The following is a 14951-nucleotide window of genomic DNA, read 5'->3' as shown; positions in this document are numbered from 1 at the left end:
CACAGGCGGGGAGCTTCATGGAATCGGGTTGCGGCGAGTCATTTCGTCGATCACGCCGAACAGCTTTTCGGCCTCGTAAGGCTTGGTGAGGAACCCATCCATGCCGGCTTCCAGGCACGAGCCTTCATCGCCCTTCATGGCGTTGGCCGTCAGCGCCAGAATGGGCACGTGCCGGCCGAGGGCCACTTCCAGGCTCCGGATCTGCCGTGTCGCCTCCAACCCGTCCATGCCTGGCATCTGCACGTCCATGAGAACCACATCGAAGTGTTGCACTGAGATCCGGTCGACGGCCTGCTTGCCGTCGGAAACCGCCACCACGTCGTGGCCTCGCTTGCTCATCAGGCGTTCCACCAGTTTGCGGTTCACCGGATTGTCCTCGGCCACCAGCACGCGCAGCCGGGCTGGGGCCGGTGGCTCCGGCACAGGCTCCGGTTCGGGATCCGGAGCATTCTCCAGCGGGGCAACCAGTTGCATCTTCACCCAGAAGCGGAAGAGGCTGCCTTTGCCCGGCTCGCTCTCCACCTCCAACCGGCCCCCCATCCCGTCGACAATCTTGGCCGAGATCGCCAGGCCAAGCCCCGTGCCGCCGTAGCGGCGTGTGACTGAACCGTCCGCCTGCCGGAAGGCTTCGAAGATGAGTTTTTGCTGATCCAACGGAATGCCGATACCGGTATCCTTCACCTCGAAACGAATCTCCGCATCGTTATCGACGGTGCGGTCCAGGGCCACACTCAACGACACGGATCCCTTCTCAGTGAACTTCAGGGCATTTCCGAGCAGGTTCAGAAGCACTTGCCTGAGCCGGGAACTGTCGCCGATCATCCGGTTGGGCAGTTTCTTGTCGAAAGAGCAGGTGAGTTCCAGCCGCTTCGCCGCGGCCCGGCCGGCCAGCGTGCGGACCGCCTGCTGCACGGTATCGCGCAACGGGAACTCCTCGTGGCCAATTTCCATGAAGCCCGCTTCGATCTTGGAGAGGTCCAGAATGTCGTTTAGCAGGGCCAGCAGGCTGTCGGCCGAGATCTTGACGGTCTCCAGATAATCCTTCTGTTCCGTCGTCAGCGGCGTACCCAGCGCCAGTTCCGTCATGCCGAGGATGCCGTTCATCGGCGTCCTGATCTCATGGCTGACGTTGGCCAGGAATTCGTCTTTCAGGCGATTGGCCCGTTCACTCCGTTCCTTCTCCAGCCGCAGTTGCTTCGTGCGCTCGTCCACCGCGCGTTCCAGCCGCTCAGTCTCCTCGCGGTGCTGGTGCTTCGCGCGCTCGATGCGCCACAGGCCCGCCGCAATCAGCAGCAGGACCACCAGCCCCTGCAGGTAGCGATTGGCCCACCACGGGGGCATAATCGTGAACGCGAAAACGGCCGGCTCGCGGCTCCATTCCTTGTACCCGTCAAACCCGTACACCTCCAGGCGGTAGTCGCCCGGCGGCATTTCCGCAAACTGCATCTCACGCTGCGACGTGTTCTGCCACTCCGACGAAAGCCCAACGACACGATAGCGGAAGCGCTGGCTGGAGGGCCGCGAAAACGACAGAACCGCGAACCGGACCGTCAGCGTGTTCCAGCGGTAATCCACCTTCGCGGCAGTGGACGGCGTCTGGGGGTGTCCACCCAGTTGGACGGAAGTAAGCACCACCCGGGGCGGTCCCGGGCTTGCTTTGACTTCGGATTCGTGGAAACGCGAGAGCCCCGCGCTCGTCCCGATCCAGACGGTGCCATCCGGCTCGGACGCGAACGCATCCGAGTTGCAGTCGTCCCACACCAGCCCGTCGCCGCGCCGGTACTGGGACCATTGCTTGCCGTTGAAGACGCCCACGCCTCGATCCGACCCCACCCACATGTTCCCCTTGGTGTCGAATCGCGTGAAGTAAATCTGGTTCGACGGCAGTCCATCCGCGGGGGTCAGGTGCGAAAGTTGCAGCTTGTCGCCCTGGCGGGTGGCGCGGGTCAGCCCCATGCCCGTCTGATAGGCGATCCACACCGAATCGTCCGGCCCGTCGCTGATCGACCAGACGCCGTCATACTTCAAGCCTTCCCGTAGCCCATACCGGATCCATCGGCCGCCCGTCCGGCGGAACAACCCGTGGGTTGTGCCGTACCAGAGCTCGCCATCCGCCAGGACCTTCATGGTCAGCCCTGTCGATTTCTCGGAACCCGGCACATCCACCGGCTCGAAGCGGCGCGTCTTCGGATTGAAGAGATTCAACCCGGACTTGGTGGTCGTCGAGGCCCAGATCTGCCCCTCTTTGTCGATCTCGATGTGCGAGATGTAACTGTTCCGCCCCAGTTGGGCCATGGGATACCGGTCGACACGCCCTGTTCCCGGAAAGAAGTGAACCGCGCCGAAGCCGCGCAATCCGGCCCACAGGCTGCCATCCCGATCCATCGCGAGCGCCTGGATCTCTTCCCCCTGCAAGGCGGGAGTCGGCTCGAAGAAGTACCTCTCCGACTTTCTCCTCCCGAGATAAAGGCCGCCCCGCGTGGCTACCCAGATGGCGCCGTGCCCGTCAGGCAGGATCTGCCAGACGAGTTCGTCGTTGAGTCCTTCCGTGTAGGTGTAGCCTTCCCACTCTCCGTAGCCGATCCAGCGAAACAGCCCGCGGCCCAGCAGGCCGATCCACATCGCACCGTCCTTGTCCCGGAAGATCATGGAAACGTCGTTTGCGGCGAGCCCCTGGGCCCGCGTGACAAAGCGCCAGCGGTTCCCCTCCAGAATGGCGAAACCCTCTTTCAGGGGCACCAGCAGGCGTCCCTTGTTGTCGAGGGCCAACTGCGGCACCCAGGGACTGCTCAGCGACCGGTCGCACGGGACGGGCACAAATTCCTCAGTCCCCACCCTGCGCACCATCACCGTCACCCGGTTCCGGATCCAGAGATTGCCGTCGTGATCCTCCAGCATGTACTGCCATGGATCCTTCGGCTGCTCACTCCAGGTGGCGGCCGGGATCTCATTCTCACCGTCCAGTTTGCAGATGGACGTCAGGCAGCCGAACCAGACTTCGTCCCGGCGATTGACCATCACACTGGCCACGGGGCTCTTCACGCCAGTCGCGTAGTGGTACTTCCAGGTCCCGGTTTTCTGACGGTCGGCAATGAGCAGGCCGGACGGCGTCGCAATGTACACCCGGCCGGAGCGGTCCGAGGCAACGCCCTGTGCCCCCACGACTTTCTTGGCCGGTGCGATGTCGACTTTGTCGAACCGGTTTCCGTTCTGGACCCACAAGCCAACTTGGCTTCCCAGCCAGATGGTTCCGTCGGGACTCTGGTGCAGCGACTGCAGCGAGGTCGCCGGCACGCCGTCCTTGATGCCATACTCGGCGAAACTGTGCCCATCGAAGCGGTACAGCCCGTTCTGGGTGCCCACCCAGAGGAAGCCGTCCTTGTCCTGGATCACCTGCTCAACGGCCAGGTTCAGCAGTCCGTCCGCGTAGCCAAACTCCTGAAACGCAAACTTTTGGGCACACACGCGCGGTGCCAGGCAGACTGCTGCCAGGCACGCTGCCAGCCGGAGGCCGCTCGCGCGTAGGTCCATGTCGGGTTTATCGACAGAATGGATGGGAAAGTTGAGCGCTGTGTAGGCTTGCTGACAAGTCTTTTCTTCAAAAGGTGTTGGAGGAGGCCCGCGGGGGTTCATCCAGCCGCGAATCTCCTGCTCTACACTGGGAGAATACCTCGGGAAGGGGGCAGGCGCTGGGGCCGTCCATGAATCGCGAATATCACAAGTGGTACAGCCAACGATTGGGCCGGGAAATGGAGATTCTCCAGTTCGGACACGGGGGAATCCCCATGCTGGTCTTCCCCAGCTCGATGGGCCGGTTCTTCGAATACGAGGATCGCGGCATGGTGCAAGCCATGCAATGGCAACTGGATACGGGCCAGGCCATGCTCTTCTGCGTCGACAGTGTCGACAGGGAGAGCTGGTACAACAAAGGCATTCATCCAGCCGACCGCGTCCGCCGGCACGTGCAATACGAGGAGTACCTCCTGAAAGAAGTACTGCCCCTGATGCGGGCCCGCAGCGGGCATCACCGCGTCGCGGTGACCGGTTGCAGCTTCGGCGGCTACCACTGCACGAACTTTGCGTTGCGCCATCCGGAATGTGTTCACACTTGTGTCTCCATGTCGGGCGCCTACGACATCAAACAGTTCCTGGGCGGCTACTATGACAACGAGTGCTACTTCAACAACCCGGTGGACTTCGTGCCCAACACGCAGGACGCCTGGTATCTTGACCAGTACCGTCGCGAGATCCGCTGGGTTTTCGGCGCGGGCGAACACGACATCTGCCTGGAGGAGAACCGCCGCATCTCGGGCATCTTCAACGCCAAGGGCATCCCCCACTGGTTCGACTACTGGGGGCTGGGCGCGGTCCACGATTGGCCCTTGTGGCAGCTCATGTCGAAGAAGTACTTTAGCTAGATCGCGGAATCATCTTCAACGGAGGAAGCAGGGATGAAGAAGATCGGGCTTTTGTATGGGATGGAGAACACCTTCCCGATGGCATTGGTGGAGCGCATCAACGCGCGGCAGGTGGACGGAGTGATCGCCGAGAGCCTGATGACCGGCGCGTTCCGCATGGACAAACCCAGTGGCTACGAGGTCATCATCGACCGGATTTCGCACGATATCCCGTTCTATCGGGCCTACCTCCGGAACGCCATCCTCCACGGCGCCAAGGTCATCAACAATCCGTTCTGGTGGAGCGCCGACGACAAGTTCTTCAACTACGCGCTGGGCGAGCAGATCGGCGTGGCGGTTCCCAAAACCGTCATGCTGCCGCACCACTCCCATCCACCCAGCACGACCTCCCAGTCGATGCGCAACCTGATGCACCCTCTCAACTGGCAGGAAGTCTTTGACTACATTGGCTTTCCCGCCTTCATGAAACCGCATCTGGGCGGCGGCTGGCGGAACGTCTACAAAGTGAATTCCCCCGACGAGCTCTACGCCGCCTACAACCAGACGGGCGACCTGGGCATGGTGCTCCAGGAAAACATCGACTTCACCGACTACTACCGCTGCTACGTCATCGGCCGCGAAAAGGTGCATGTCATGGCCTACGACCCGCGCCTCCCGCACGAGCAGCGCTACGTCACCACCGCCGACCCCAGGCAATCCCCGCTCTACGACCGGATCGTGGCCGACGCGCTAAAGCTTTGCAGGGCACTGGGTTACGACATGAATACGGTGGAGTTCGCGGTGCGCGACGGCATCCCTTACGCCATCGACTACCTGAATCCGGCTCCGGACGCCGACAGGTTCTCCGTCGGCGAGGAGAACTTCGAGTGGATTCTCGAGGCCATGGCCGACTTCGCTATCGCCACGGCGCTCAGCCCTGTCCTGCCGCGGGACGACTACCACTGGGGCCGGTTCCTGGCCGGCGGCCAACGCTAGTAAGCAGGAGGAGACGCTCATGAAGAGTCCAAGCTTCACCATCGGCATCGAAGAAGAATACATGACCGTCGATCCCGTGACGCGGGAGCTGCGCAGTCACATCGACGCGGAAATGATCGAGCAGGGCAAACTGGTGCTGCGCGAGCGCGTCAAGCCGGAGATGCACCAGTGCGTGGTCGAGGTCGGTACCGAGATCTGCCACAACATCGCCGAGGCGCGGGCCGAGATCACCACCATCCGCCGCCACATGGTGGCTCTCGCCAAGGCGAACGGACTCAGGCTGGCGGCCGCCGCTACCCATCCGTTCTCCCACTGGCGGAACCAGAGCATCTATCCGGACGAACGCTACCGGACCATCGTCGAAGACATGCAGAACGTGGCCCGCGCCAACCTGATCTTCGGGCTGCACGTTCACGTGGGCATTGAGGACCGCGAAACCGCGATCCACATCATGAACGCCGCGCGCTACTTCCTGCCCCACATCCTCGCGCTCTCCACCAACTCACCCTTCTGGCTGGGCGACGAAACCGGCCTGCGCAGCTATCGGTGCAAGGTCTTCGACAAGTTCCCCCGCACCAATATCCCAGACTACTTCCAGAGCTATGGGGAATACGAGAGCCTGGTAAACCTCCTCATCCAGACCGGCTGCATCGACAACGCCAAGAAGATCTGGTGGGACCTCCGGCCCCATCCGACGTTCTCCACCATCGAGTTCCGCATCTGCGACCTGCCCATGCGCCTGGACGAAACCATCGCCCTGGCGGCGCTCATCCAGGCCACCGTGGTCATGCTCTGGAAGCTCCACTCCAACAACCAGGGTTTCCGCCTCTATCGCCGTATGTTGTTGATGGAAAATAAGTGGCGCGCCGTCCGCTACGGCATCAACGGCAAGCTGATCGATTTCGGCAAGCGGGTGGAAGTCCCGTTCCGCGACCTCATGGAGGAGTATTTCAATATGGTGGCGCCCGTGGCCGAAGAACTTGGTAGCCTCGGCGAAATCAATTACCTGCGGCAGATCCTCGAAGAAGGCACCGGAGCCGACCGGCAGCTAAAGGTCTTCCACGAAACACGCGACCTCAAGGCCGTCGTGGACTACATCATCCAGGAAACAGAAGCGGGGCTCAATTGATCCCTTTCGACCCTGAATTGACGCAAGGGGCGCGCAACGCAGTCAGGGTCTGCCTGCGCGTCCAACCGCACGAAAAAGTAACGGTCATCACCGACAACGTCTCCCGCGAGATCGCGGCCGCACTGGAGGCGGCACTGGCGGAAATCGGAGCCCCTTACCAGACGTTCGTCCTCGAAGAGTGCGCCGCGCGCCCTCTGGAAGCGATGCCGCAGGTGGTGCTGGACGACATGGAGTCGAGCCAGGTGAGCATCTTTGCCGTGGTGGCGCAGCGCAACGAGCTCCGCAGCCGCATGCAGATGACCGACGTGGTGAACCGCCGCAAGATCCGCCACGCCCACATGGTGAACATCGAGAAGCGCATCATGCTCGAAGGCATGCGGGCGGACTACCTGGCGGTGGACGACCTGAGCCTCCGCCTGCTCGACATCACCCGTCCAGCCAGGCAGATCCGCGCCCGCAACGCCGCCGGCACGGATATCGTGGCGACCATGAATCCCGACTACAAGTGGCTGAAAACAAGCGGGATTATCAGCGAGAACACGTGGGGCAACCTGCCCGGCGGCGAAGTCTGGACCACCCCCGGCGAGGTGAACGGCCGCTTTGTCGTGGACGGCGTAGTGGGCGACTATCTTTGCGCGAAGTACGGCGACCTGGCCGCCACTCCGCTCACGCTGCTCATCGAGGGCAACCGGCTGAAGGAAGCACACTGCGCCAACAAGGAACTGGAAACCGAGTTCTGGCAGTACACCCACACCGATGAGAACTCAGACCGTGTCGGCGAGTTCGCCATCGGCACCAACCTGGGCGTCCGCGATGTCATCGGCAACATCCTGCAGGACGAGAAGATCCCCGGCGTCCACATCGCCTTCGGCAATCCCTACGGCGACCACACCGGAGCGCAGTGGTACTCCTCGACCCACATCGATGTCGTGGGCCGGAAGTTCACCATTCACGCCGACGACCGCCTGATCATGCAGGACGGGGAGTTCGCGCTGTGAAAGGCGATGAACTCCGGCGCCTCTTCAACAGCCACTTCACGCCGGAGCGGTTCGCGCGATTCCAGTCTTTAATCGACGAACGCAGCGGCACCCACGTCGGGTTCCGCCTCTGCGAAACGCCCTGCTTCTTCGACTCGGACTTCATGCAGCGCATCTCGCGCGAAGGCCGCGAACTCATTAGTCAACTGGTGGACGACCCCGCCTACCGCCGGATCTCCGACGCCTCGCTGCCCGAGCAATACAACGTCCCAAACGAACCCGCTGAGCCGATGTTCGTCCAGGTCGACTTCGGCGTGGTCCGCGGAGAGGACGGCTTCCTTCACCCTAAGCTGGTGGAGATACAGGGCTTCCCTTCCCTCTACGCCTTCCAGCCCGTACTCGCGCAGAGCTACATCGACGCCTACGAGATGCCCGTAGACCTCCACTACCTGCTGGACGGCCTCAACAATTCCCAATACTGGGCTCTGCTGAAGCACTCGATCGTCGGCGGCCACGACCCCGAAAACGTCGTCCTGCTGGAAGTGGATCCCGGCCACCAGAAGACGCGCTGCGACTTCCTGCTGACAGAGCGCATGCTCGGCGTCAGGGCCGTCTGCCTCACCCAGGTCGTGAGGCGCGGCCGTAACCTGTTCTACCAGCGGGACGGACGCGAAGTGGAGATCCGCCGCATCTACAACCGCGCCATCGTCGACGAGATCGAACGCCGCCAGGTGGCCATGCCCTTCGACTGGCGCGACGACCTGGACGTGGAATGGGCCGGCCACCCGAACTTCTACTTCCGTGTCTCGAAGTTCTCCATTCCTTACCTCCATCACCCCTCGGTACCGGAAACCATCTTCCTGGACCGAGTGGAAAAGCTGCCGGACGACCTGTCGAAGTGGGTGCTGAAGCCGCTCTACTCCTTCGCCGGACTCGGCGTGGTGATCGGCCCCGAGAAAGCGGACATCGACGCCATCCCGGCCGCCCAGCGCGCCAACTTCATCCTGCAACAGCGGGTGGAGTTCACCCCCGTCGTCGAGACCCCCTTCGGGCTCACCAAGGCCGAGATCCGGGTGATGTACGTCAACCGCCGCCCGGTCACCCATATCATTCGAATGGGCCGCGGCAAGATGATGGGCGTGGACCACAACAGGAATATGGAGTGGGTCGGAGCCAGCGCGGCGCTGTACCATGAAGAGTCATGACGCCCGATGAGGAAGATCTGCTCGACCACGTATTCGATTACCTGTGCGAGGAACAGCCGGAAACGGTAGCCGAAATCGCCGATGAGGAGATCCGCCGCCGCGCGGCTGTGGGCATCCGCCGGGCCCAGGGCCACGGCATTGAACAACCGGAAGCGATCACGGCCTACGTGTCGCTGATGTTCCTCGTCGCGCCCGATTTCGACCTGCATCCGAAGATCGGCAAGGTTTTGGCCGATACCAGCGTCCCCGCCGCCCAGCGCATGAAGCAGATCTTCACCCGGACATCGGAATCCGACTGGGAAGAGGCCGCAGAAAAGTCCGGCGGCTGGGACGCACTGTCTTAGTCAAACCGGCCCCAAACACGCCAGTTTCATTTCCCGCGCAGGCTGATAGAATACAAATCGAGCGCGCCCGTAGCTCAGTCGGATAGAGCGTCTGGCTTCGAACCAGCAGGTCGGGAGTTCGAGTCTCTCCGGGCGCGCCAGGAACCTTCCAGGCCCAGCCGCTCAGCCCCAGGTAGCATCCAGCCCCAGGTACGCCAGGGCATAACGCCGTCCAAACTCGTGCAGCCCTGCCGTGTCGAAATGGATCAAGTCGCCCTTGTCCTTCAGGCGGCTTGAGGACACGAACCCAACTCGCCGCGCCCGCAACGGCAACTGCGCCAGGTGCTCGTTCACCACGCCGGAAAACGGGCAACCCCCTTCAGTGGTGCGCAAAAATTCGCCCAGTTGCCCCACGACCACGGGCAACTCGGGCGAACCCAATTCACCGCGCAAGGCCGTCATCATCGGCACCCACCGGGCCGTGTACGACCGGGCCAGTTCCTCTTTCCCGCTGTCCGCCTCACCCTGGTGCCAGAGAATCCCGCTGAATGTCCCACCCGGAGCCGCCGCCTTGGCGCGTTGTATCGCCTGGGCGAACAGCGCACCGCCGGGCTGCCATTCGTCCAGGCTGGATCCGCCCATCGCCGCCGGAACCAAGCCGATCCTCTGCTGCGGCGCGAACCGCAGCAGCGTGAGTGCAAACGACCTGGCCAGTCCGGCCGCCGCAATCGGTTTGTCGAAGTGGATGGGATCGACAGCCGGCACCCAGGACATCTCCTTGTTCAGCGCGAAGACGCCGGGGATCGGTGCCTGGTCCTCGGGCGTGATTACCCCGCGCCCCGCCATGTTCGACTGCCCGGCCAGCAGAAACAGCTTCATCCCCGCTGTCTGCGGCTGCAGCACCACCGCGGGCAGGCCCGCCAGGAAAGACCTTCTTCGCATCCAACCCTCCCTCGCAAACTAAACAGCGGCGCGCATGGGTTCGAAGACTTCGGTAGTGAAGTATCGCTCCATTCGATCCGGCAGGACCGTGACCACCTGCGCCGCCGGTCCCAGCCGGCGGGCGATCTGGACCGCCGCTGCATAGTTTAATCCGGAACTGGCCCCTACTGGGAAACCGTGCCGCATTAGAGCCCGGGTCGTGGCAAGAGCATCCTTATCACGCACCTCCAGGATCTCCAGGCCAGGCATCTCCTCGGGTTTCAGGATGGTCGAGATGCAGTCGATGACGCCCGGGATCCGCGCGCTGAAACTGCAACACTCCACCTCCGGGGTATCCCCCAGGTCCACAGGCTTGGCGAGGACAGGAATGGGCGCGCACCCGCTCTCACAGATACCCTGGTAAAGCCCGACCAGAGTTCCGCCCGTGCCTACTCCGCTCACCACCGCATCCACCTGTCCGCCGGGAATCTGATCCAGCACCTCGCGCGCCGTGGTATGCGCATGCGCGGCGGCGTTCTCCGGATTAGAGAACTGGCGAGGCAGGAAGCCGTTCAATTCGGCGGCCAGGCGCTCAGTCTCGGCAATGGAGCCGCGAATTCCCAGAGCCTTGGGTGTCAGCCGGATCTCGCCTCCAAAGGCCCGAATCATCAGCACTCGCTCGTTGCTGACCCCTTCGGGCATCACGGCAATGAACCGCAGGCCCAACTGCGCGGAGACAAGCGCCATGGCGATGCTGGTGGAACCGCTGGATGCCTCCAGTACGGTGCTGCCGGGCTGAATCTGCCCCTCGCGCCAGGCTTTGGTCAGGATATGGCGGGCAATCCGATCCTTTGTGGAACCGCTGGGATTGAGGAACTCCAGCTTGCACCAGATGAGCGGACCCTCGTCGTCCAGCCGGATCGGCGCCAGCGGAGTGGGCCCCAGCAGGTGAAGGTACGCATTGAGTTCAGGCAGCTTCATCACTTCCAGGCTACACACAAGCGGGCAATTGTGTATGAATGTCTTATGTTCACTCCCACCCGGCGTGCGGTCCTGGCGGCGCCTGCCGCCGCCTTGCTGGCCAACGCCCAGGACGTCAAGACCCCGCCGGAATCGCGCCGGCTGTTGTCCTCGAAGTATGAGGCAGGGCCCTTCGCCAACCTCCTGCTGCCGCGAACCCAGTGGAATCCATACCCCCGAGCCACCGACCGGCCAGCCTGGCAGGCGCTGCCGCAGGACCTCCGGTCAGCGTTTGTGGCGGCGGCCAACCAGCAGAAAGGGAAGCCCTGGCCCTCGCTTCCGGCCACCGTCTTCCTCGACTTCCAGCGCAACGGCAACCGCACGCGCTTCGAGGATCTCAGCTTCGGCCGGCGCAACCGCCTGCGCCAGGCCGTTTTGGCGGAGTGCATGGAAGGCGAAGGTCGTTTTCTCGACGACATCCTCGACGGCCTCTGGCTGGTCTGTGAGGAGAGTTTCTGGGGCGTGCCGGCGCACATCGGAGCCCAGAAGGCCGGCAACGGCCTCCCCGATATCAGCGAACCCATCGTCGACCTCTTCGCCGCGGAGACCGCCAACACAGTCGCCTGGACCGATTACCTGCTCGGGGCCCAGTTGGAGAAACTGTCCCCATTGATCCGGCCGCGTCTGCTGGCCGAGGTGCGCCGCCGCATGCTGGAGCCCTGCGCCACCCGCAACGACTTCGGCTGGATGGGGCTCGATCCCCAGCATCAAAGCCCCTTGAACAACTGGACACCCTGGATCGACTCCAACTGGCTGGCCGCCAACCTGCTCATGGAGCGGGACGAAGCCAGGCGGTCCGCCACCGCCTACCGGATCCTGAACTCCATTGACCGCTTCCTGGACTACTACCATCCCGATGGCGGCTGCGACGAAGGCCCCAGCTATTGGAGCCGTGCCGGCGCCTCTCTCTTCGAGTGCCTGGAACTGCTCCACTCCGCCTCCTCCGGGCGTCTCGACTACTTCGGCACGCCGCTGGTCCACGAAATCGGAACCTACATCTATAAGGCCCACATCGCCGCCGACTGGTATGTGAACTTCGCCGACGCCTCGGCCCGCGTCGTGCCCAACGGCAACCTGGTATGGCGCTACGGCCAGCGGATCAAGGATCCGGGAATGATCGCCCACGGAGCCTGGATCGCCGCTACCCATCCGAAACCGCACGTGGAGCCGGAAGCGCTGGGCCGCGCCATCGACGAAGTCTTCCATACCGCAGACCTGCGCGCCGCAAGCGCCGCGGCCCAGCCGCCGCTGGTGCGGGACGTCTTCCTGCCAGGAGTACAGGTCTTCACGGCACGCCGCCGCCAGGGCTCGACGGAAGGCTTCTATGTCGCCGCCCAGGGCGGTCATAACGCGGAAAGCCACAACCACAACGACGTGGGCAACTTCATCGTGTTCCACGACGGCGAACCGGTGCTCGTCGACGTGGGCGTGGAGATGTACACTGCCAAGACCTTCTCCAGCCGTCGCTATGAAATTTGGACCATGCAGTCCGGCTGGCACAACTGCCCCACCATCAACGGCGTGTCCCAGCAGGCCGGCCGGCGCTTCGAAGCGGCGACCGTGACGAGTTCCAGCGACGACCGGTCCGCTCTCTTTTCCCTGGAATTGCAGCATGCCTACCTCGCGGAAGCAGGTGTAAAGCAATGGCGGCGTCAGGTACGCCTGGATCGCACAGCCAACTCGGTTTCCATTCAGGACCAGTTCCAACTAACCAAGACCGAATCCGTCGAGCTGAGCCTGATCACCATCCGCGCACCGAAGGAAGTGGCCCCCGGTGAACTGCACCTGGAAGGCGGCTTCGTTCTGCGCTACGACAAGTCCCTGCGGGCCGTCATCGATGAGCACGCGTCCACCGATGCGCGCCTGCAGCCGATCTGGGGCCCGCTGGTGCGCCGCATCCGGCTCTCCTCCACCACGCCGCCGGCGGAAGGTGGGTACACTGTGGCAATCACCCGCACATGATTCATACGGAAAAGCAACTCGACTTCACCACGGGCCAAGTCAACGTCATCTGGCAGAGCGTCGAGGCGCCCACCGCCCTGCTAAACCATGCCGAGCTCTGCCACTCAATCTTCGGTCCGTCGCGGGTAGGCGTGCCGCAAATGAATGCATGGATCCAGAGCGACGGACGGCTGCTGAACAAACCCACACACTTCGAGAATCGGGAGGGGCGTTTTTGATCATGTCCTGGCGAGACAGTCTGCATCAGGGACTCGTCATCCCCGCCCATCCGCTGTGTCTCACCGCGGAGCGGACCCTCGACGAACCGCGCCAGCGCGCACTCACCCGCTACTACCTCGACTCAGGCGCGGGCGGAGTCGCGGTGGGCGTACACACGACGCAGTTCGAGATTCGCGAACACGGTCTGCTGCGGCCGGTGCTGGAACTGGCTGCGCTGGAGGCCGCAGGCTCCGGAGCAGTCCTCATCGCCGGAGTCTGCGGACCCACGGCACAGGCGCTACGCGAGGCGGCGCTGGCCAGGGACACGGGCTACCACGCCGGCCTGCTCAGTCTCGCGGCTCTTCGGGACGCCACGCTGGAAGAACTCATCCAGCATGTCCAGGCGGTGTCCAAAATCATCCCCGTGTTCGGGTTCTACCTGCAGCCGGCAGTGGGCGGCCGCATCCTGCCTCACGAGTTCTGGAAGCGCTTCTGCGCCATCGAGAACCTGTGCGGCATCAAGGTGGCGCCGTTCCATCGGTACCAGACGCTCGACGTAGTACGGGCAGTAGCAGAATCCGGGCGCGAAAACGACATTGCCCTCTATACAGGCAACGACGACAACATCGTGGCCGACCTGCTCACCCCTTTTACCTTCGGCGGTACAACCGTGCGCTTCGCGGGTGGTCTGCTGGGCCAGTGGGCCGTGGGTACAAGGAGCGCCGTGCAGTTACTTCGGCGCATCCACGAGGGCACCAACCCCTCGTTACTTCTCGCCTTGGGTGCTCAACTCACAGACTTGAACGCGGCCCTTTTTGACGTCGCCAACGGGTTCCGCGGTTGTATTGCGGGCATCCACGAGGTGCTCGTCCGCCAGGGACGCATGGCCGGCCGGTGGACCCTTAACCCCCGCGAAGACCTTTCGCCGGGCCAGTCTCAAGAGATCGACCGGGTTCTCGCCGCGTATCCCCATCTCCTCGAGTAAGACGTTTGTTTTCAATCTAGTTACAAACGTTTCAAGGCAACATTAACATTCGGGCCCGAGACCGGCTTTACGCCTTGGTCAGGATGGTGATATATTCTGTCCAGTCGTTAAGTCCGCTTTCAGGGAGTCCCAAGTTGGACCTTCAAATTCATACCTCCGCACAGCAGGCGGAACTCGAGGCAGTGATCGCTTCCGGCATCTTCGCCCGGGCACCGTCTCTCGCACAATTTCTCTCCTATATCTGTAAGAAGCACTTCGCCGGCGAATCGCACCTGATCAAAGAGACCAACATCGCGCTTGAGGCGCTCGGCCGCACGGAAGGCTTCGATCCTAAGAAAGATTCAATCGTTCGAGTCGAGGCGCACCGGTTGAGGAAGCGCCTGAAGCAGTACTATGAGGGCGAAGGCGCAACCCATGAACTGCGCATCGAAGTTCCTCTAGGCGGCTACGCGCCGGCGTTCGTCGAACAAGTGGCGCAGAAAATTGAAGAGCCCCAGCCCGAGGTGGTGGTGGAGTCCTTGCCGCTGCCGGCCCCTCAAGTTATCGCGAATTCAACCTTCCACTTCAACCCGCGGTGGCTCATCGCGGCCGTCATCATGCTGTTCTGCTGTGGCCTGGTGCTATTCAGTAACAGTGCCCACGGCAACGAAGGGCCCTCACCGGCCGCTTCCGCCCAGGCTTCCCGCTAACCAGGTTCAGGAGCGTTTCCCATCTGGTGGGACGCTCCTCTCCTCCGCCCGCCCCTCCTCCGGTCCCGTCCACCCCCGGGAATGATCCGCTCAGCCTACTCCCAGTCGCTACTATGAACTGCCCTGATACAATGATGGTTTGGGAAGTT

General features: G+C 62.9%; 13 protein-coding genes and 1 tRNA gene. 11 read left to right on the top strand and 3 right to left on the bottom strand.

The window, feature by feature from the left end; genetic code table 11:
• Window positions 1-15 precede the first annotated feature (15 nt).
• The gene (locus IRI77_RS29885) at window positions 16-3531 is read right to left on the bottom strand and encodes a hybrid sensor histidine kinase/response regulator (protein WP_194448619.1); all 3516 of its coding nucleotides are present in this window, start codon (window positions 3529-3531) and stop codon (window positions 16-18) included.
• 170 nt (window positions 3532-3701) lie between these two features.
• On the opposite strand from IRI77_RS29885, the gene IRI77_RS29880 reads away from it, so the two are divergent.
• From IRI77_RS29880 to IRI77_RS29850, 7 genes are all read left to right on the top strand, one after another.
• Window positions 3702-4418, top strand: a complete 717-nt coding sequence (locus IRI77_RS29880; protein ID WP_194448618.1) for an esterase family protein — start codon at window positions 3702-3704, stop codon at window positions 4416-4418.
• Between the two features lie 33 nt (window positions 4419-4451).
• Complete coding sequence (locus IRI77_RS29875; RefSeq protein WP_194448617.1) at window positions 4452-5393, top strand: ATP-grasp domain-containing protein; 942 nt, start codon at window positions 4452-4454, stop codon at window positions 5391-5393.
• A 19-nt stretch (window positions 5394-5412) separates the two neighbouring features.
• Complete coding sequence (locus IRI77_RS29870) at window positions 5413-6522, top strand: carboxylate-amine ligase (protein WP_194448616.1); 1110 nt, start codon at window positions 5413-5415, stop codon at window positions 6520-6522.
• Window positions 6519-7520: an aminopeptidase gene (locus IRI77_RS29865; RefSeq protein ID WP_194448615.1), complete on the top strand. Its 1002-nt coding sequence runs from the start codon at window positions 6519-6521 to the stop codon at window positions 7518-7520. Before IRI77_RS29870 ends, IRI77_RS29865 begins: the two co-directional genes overlap by 4 nt.
• Window positions 7517-8704, top strand: coding sequence for an ATP-grasp domain-containing protein (locus IRI77_RS29860; RefSeq protein ID WP_194448614.1), 1188 nt, complete (start codon window positions 7517-7519; stop codon window positions 8702-8704). The genes IRI77_RS29865 and IRI77_RS29860 overlap by 4 nt, the downstream gene beginning before the upstream one ends.
• A complete protein-coding gene (locus IRI77_RS29855; protein ID WP_194448613.1) occupies window positions 8701-9048 on the top strand; it encodes a hypothetical protein in 348 nt (115 codons plus the stop codon). The genes IRI77_RS29860 and IRI77_RS29855 overlap by 4 nt, the downstream gene beginning before the upstream one ends.
• Before the next feature lie 63 nt (window positions 9049-9111).
• Window positions 9112-9188 (top strand) — tRNA-Arg (locus tag IRI77_RS29850).
• A gap of 22 nt (window positions 9189-9210) precedes the next feature.
• Here the strand turns inward: IRI77_RS29850 and IRI77_RS29845 are convergent.
• Both IRI77_RS29845 and IRI77_RS29840 read right to left on the bottom strand, forming a co-directional pair.
• Window positions 9211-9969: a sialate O-acetylesterase gene (locus tag IRI77_RS29845; protein WP_228486387.1), complete on the bottom strand. Its 759-nt coding sequence runs from the start codon at window positions 9967-9969 to the stop codon at window positions 9211-9213.
• Window positions 9970-9987: 18 nt separating this feature from the next.
• Entirely contained in the window at window positions 9988-10929 is a 942-nt protein-coding gene (locus IRI77_RS29840; protein WP_194448612.1) for a PLP-dependent cysteine synthase family protein, read from the bottom strand.
• Window positions 10930-10974: 45 nt separating this feature from the next.
• Here IRI77_RS29840 and IRI77_RS29835 point away from each other — a divergent pair, with 45 nt between their 5' ends.
• The 4 genes from IRI77_RS29835 (at window position 10975) to IRI77_RS29820 (ending at window position 14802) form a co-directional block, all read left to right on the top strand.
• Window positions 10975-12930 (top strand): heparinase II/III domain-containing protein, encoded by a 1956-nt coding sequence (locus IRI77_RS29835; protein ID WP_194448611.1) that lies wholly within the window; start codon window positions 10975-10977, stop codon window positions 12928-12930.
• The gene (locus tag IRI77_RS29830; protein ID WP_194448610.1) at window positions 12927-13148 is read left to right on the top strand and encodes a hypothetical protein; all 222 of its coding nucleotides are present in this window, start codon (window positions 12927-12929) and stop codon (window positions 13146-13148) included. Before IRI77_RS29835 ends, IRI77_RS29830 begins: the two co-directional genes overlap by 4 nt.
• Before the next feature lie 2 nt (window positions 13149-13150).
• Window positions 13151-14113 (top strand): dihydrodipicolinate synthase family protein, encoded by a 963-nt coding sequence (locus tag IRI77_RS29825; RefSeq protein ID WP_194448609.1) that lies wholly within the window; start codon window positions 13151-13153, stop codon window positions 14111-14113.
• A gap of 182 nt (window positions 14114-14295) precedes the next feature.
• Window positions 14296-14802: a hypothetical protein gene (locus IRI77_RS29820; RefSeq protein WP_194448608.1), complete on the top strand. Its 507-nt coding sequence runs from the start codon at window positions 14296-14298 to the stop codon at window positions 14800-14802.
• Window positions 14803-14951 lie beyond the last annotated feature (149 nt).

It is taken from the genome of Paludibaculum fermentans (assembly GCF_015277775.1).
Taxonomy (GTDB): domain Bacteria; phylum Acidobacteriota; class Terriglobia; order Bryobacterales; family Bryobacteraceae; genus Paludibaculum; species Paludibaculum fermentans.
Note: the sequence above shows the minus strand (reverse complement) of the source record. Positions and strands in the feature narration are given on the sequence as shown.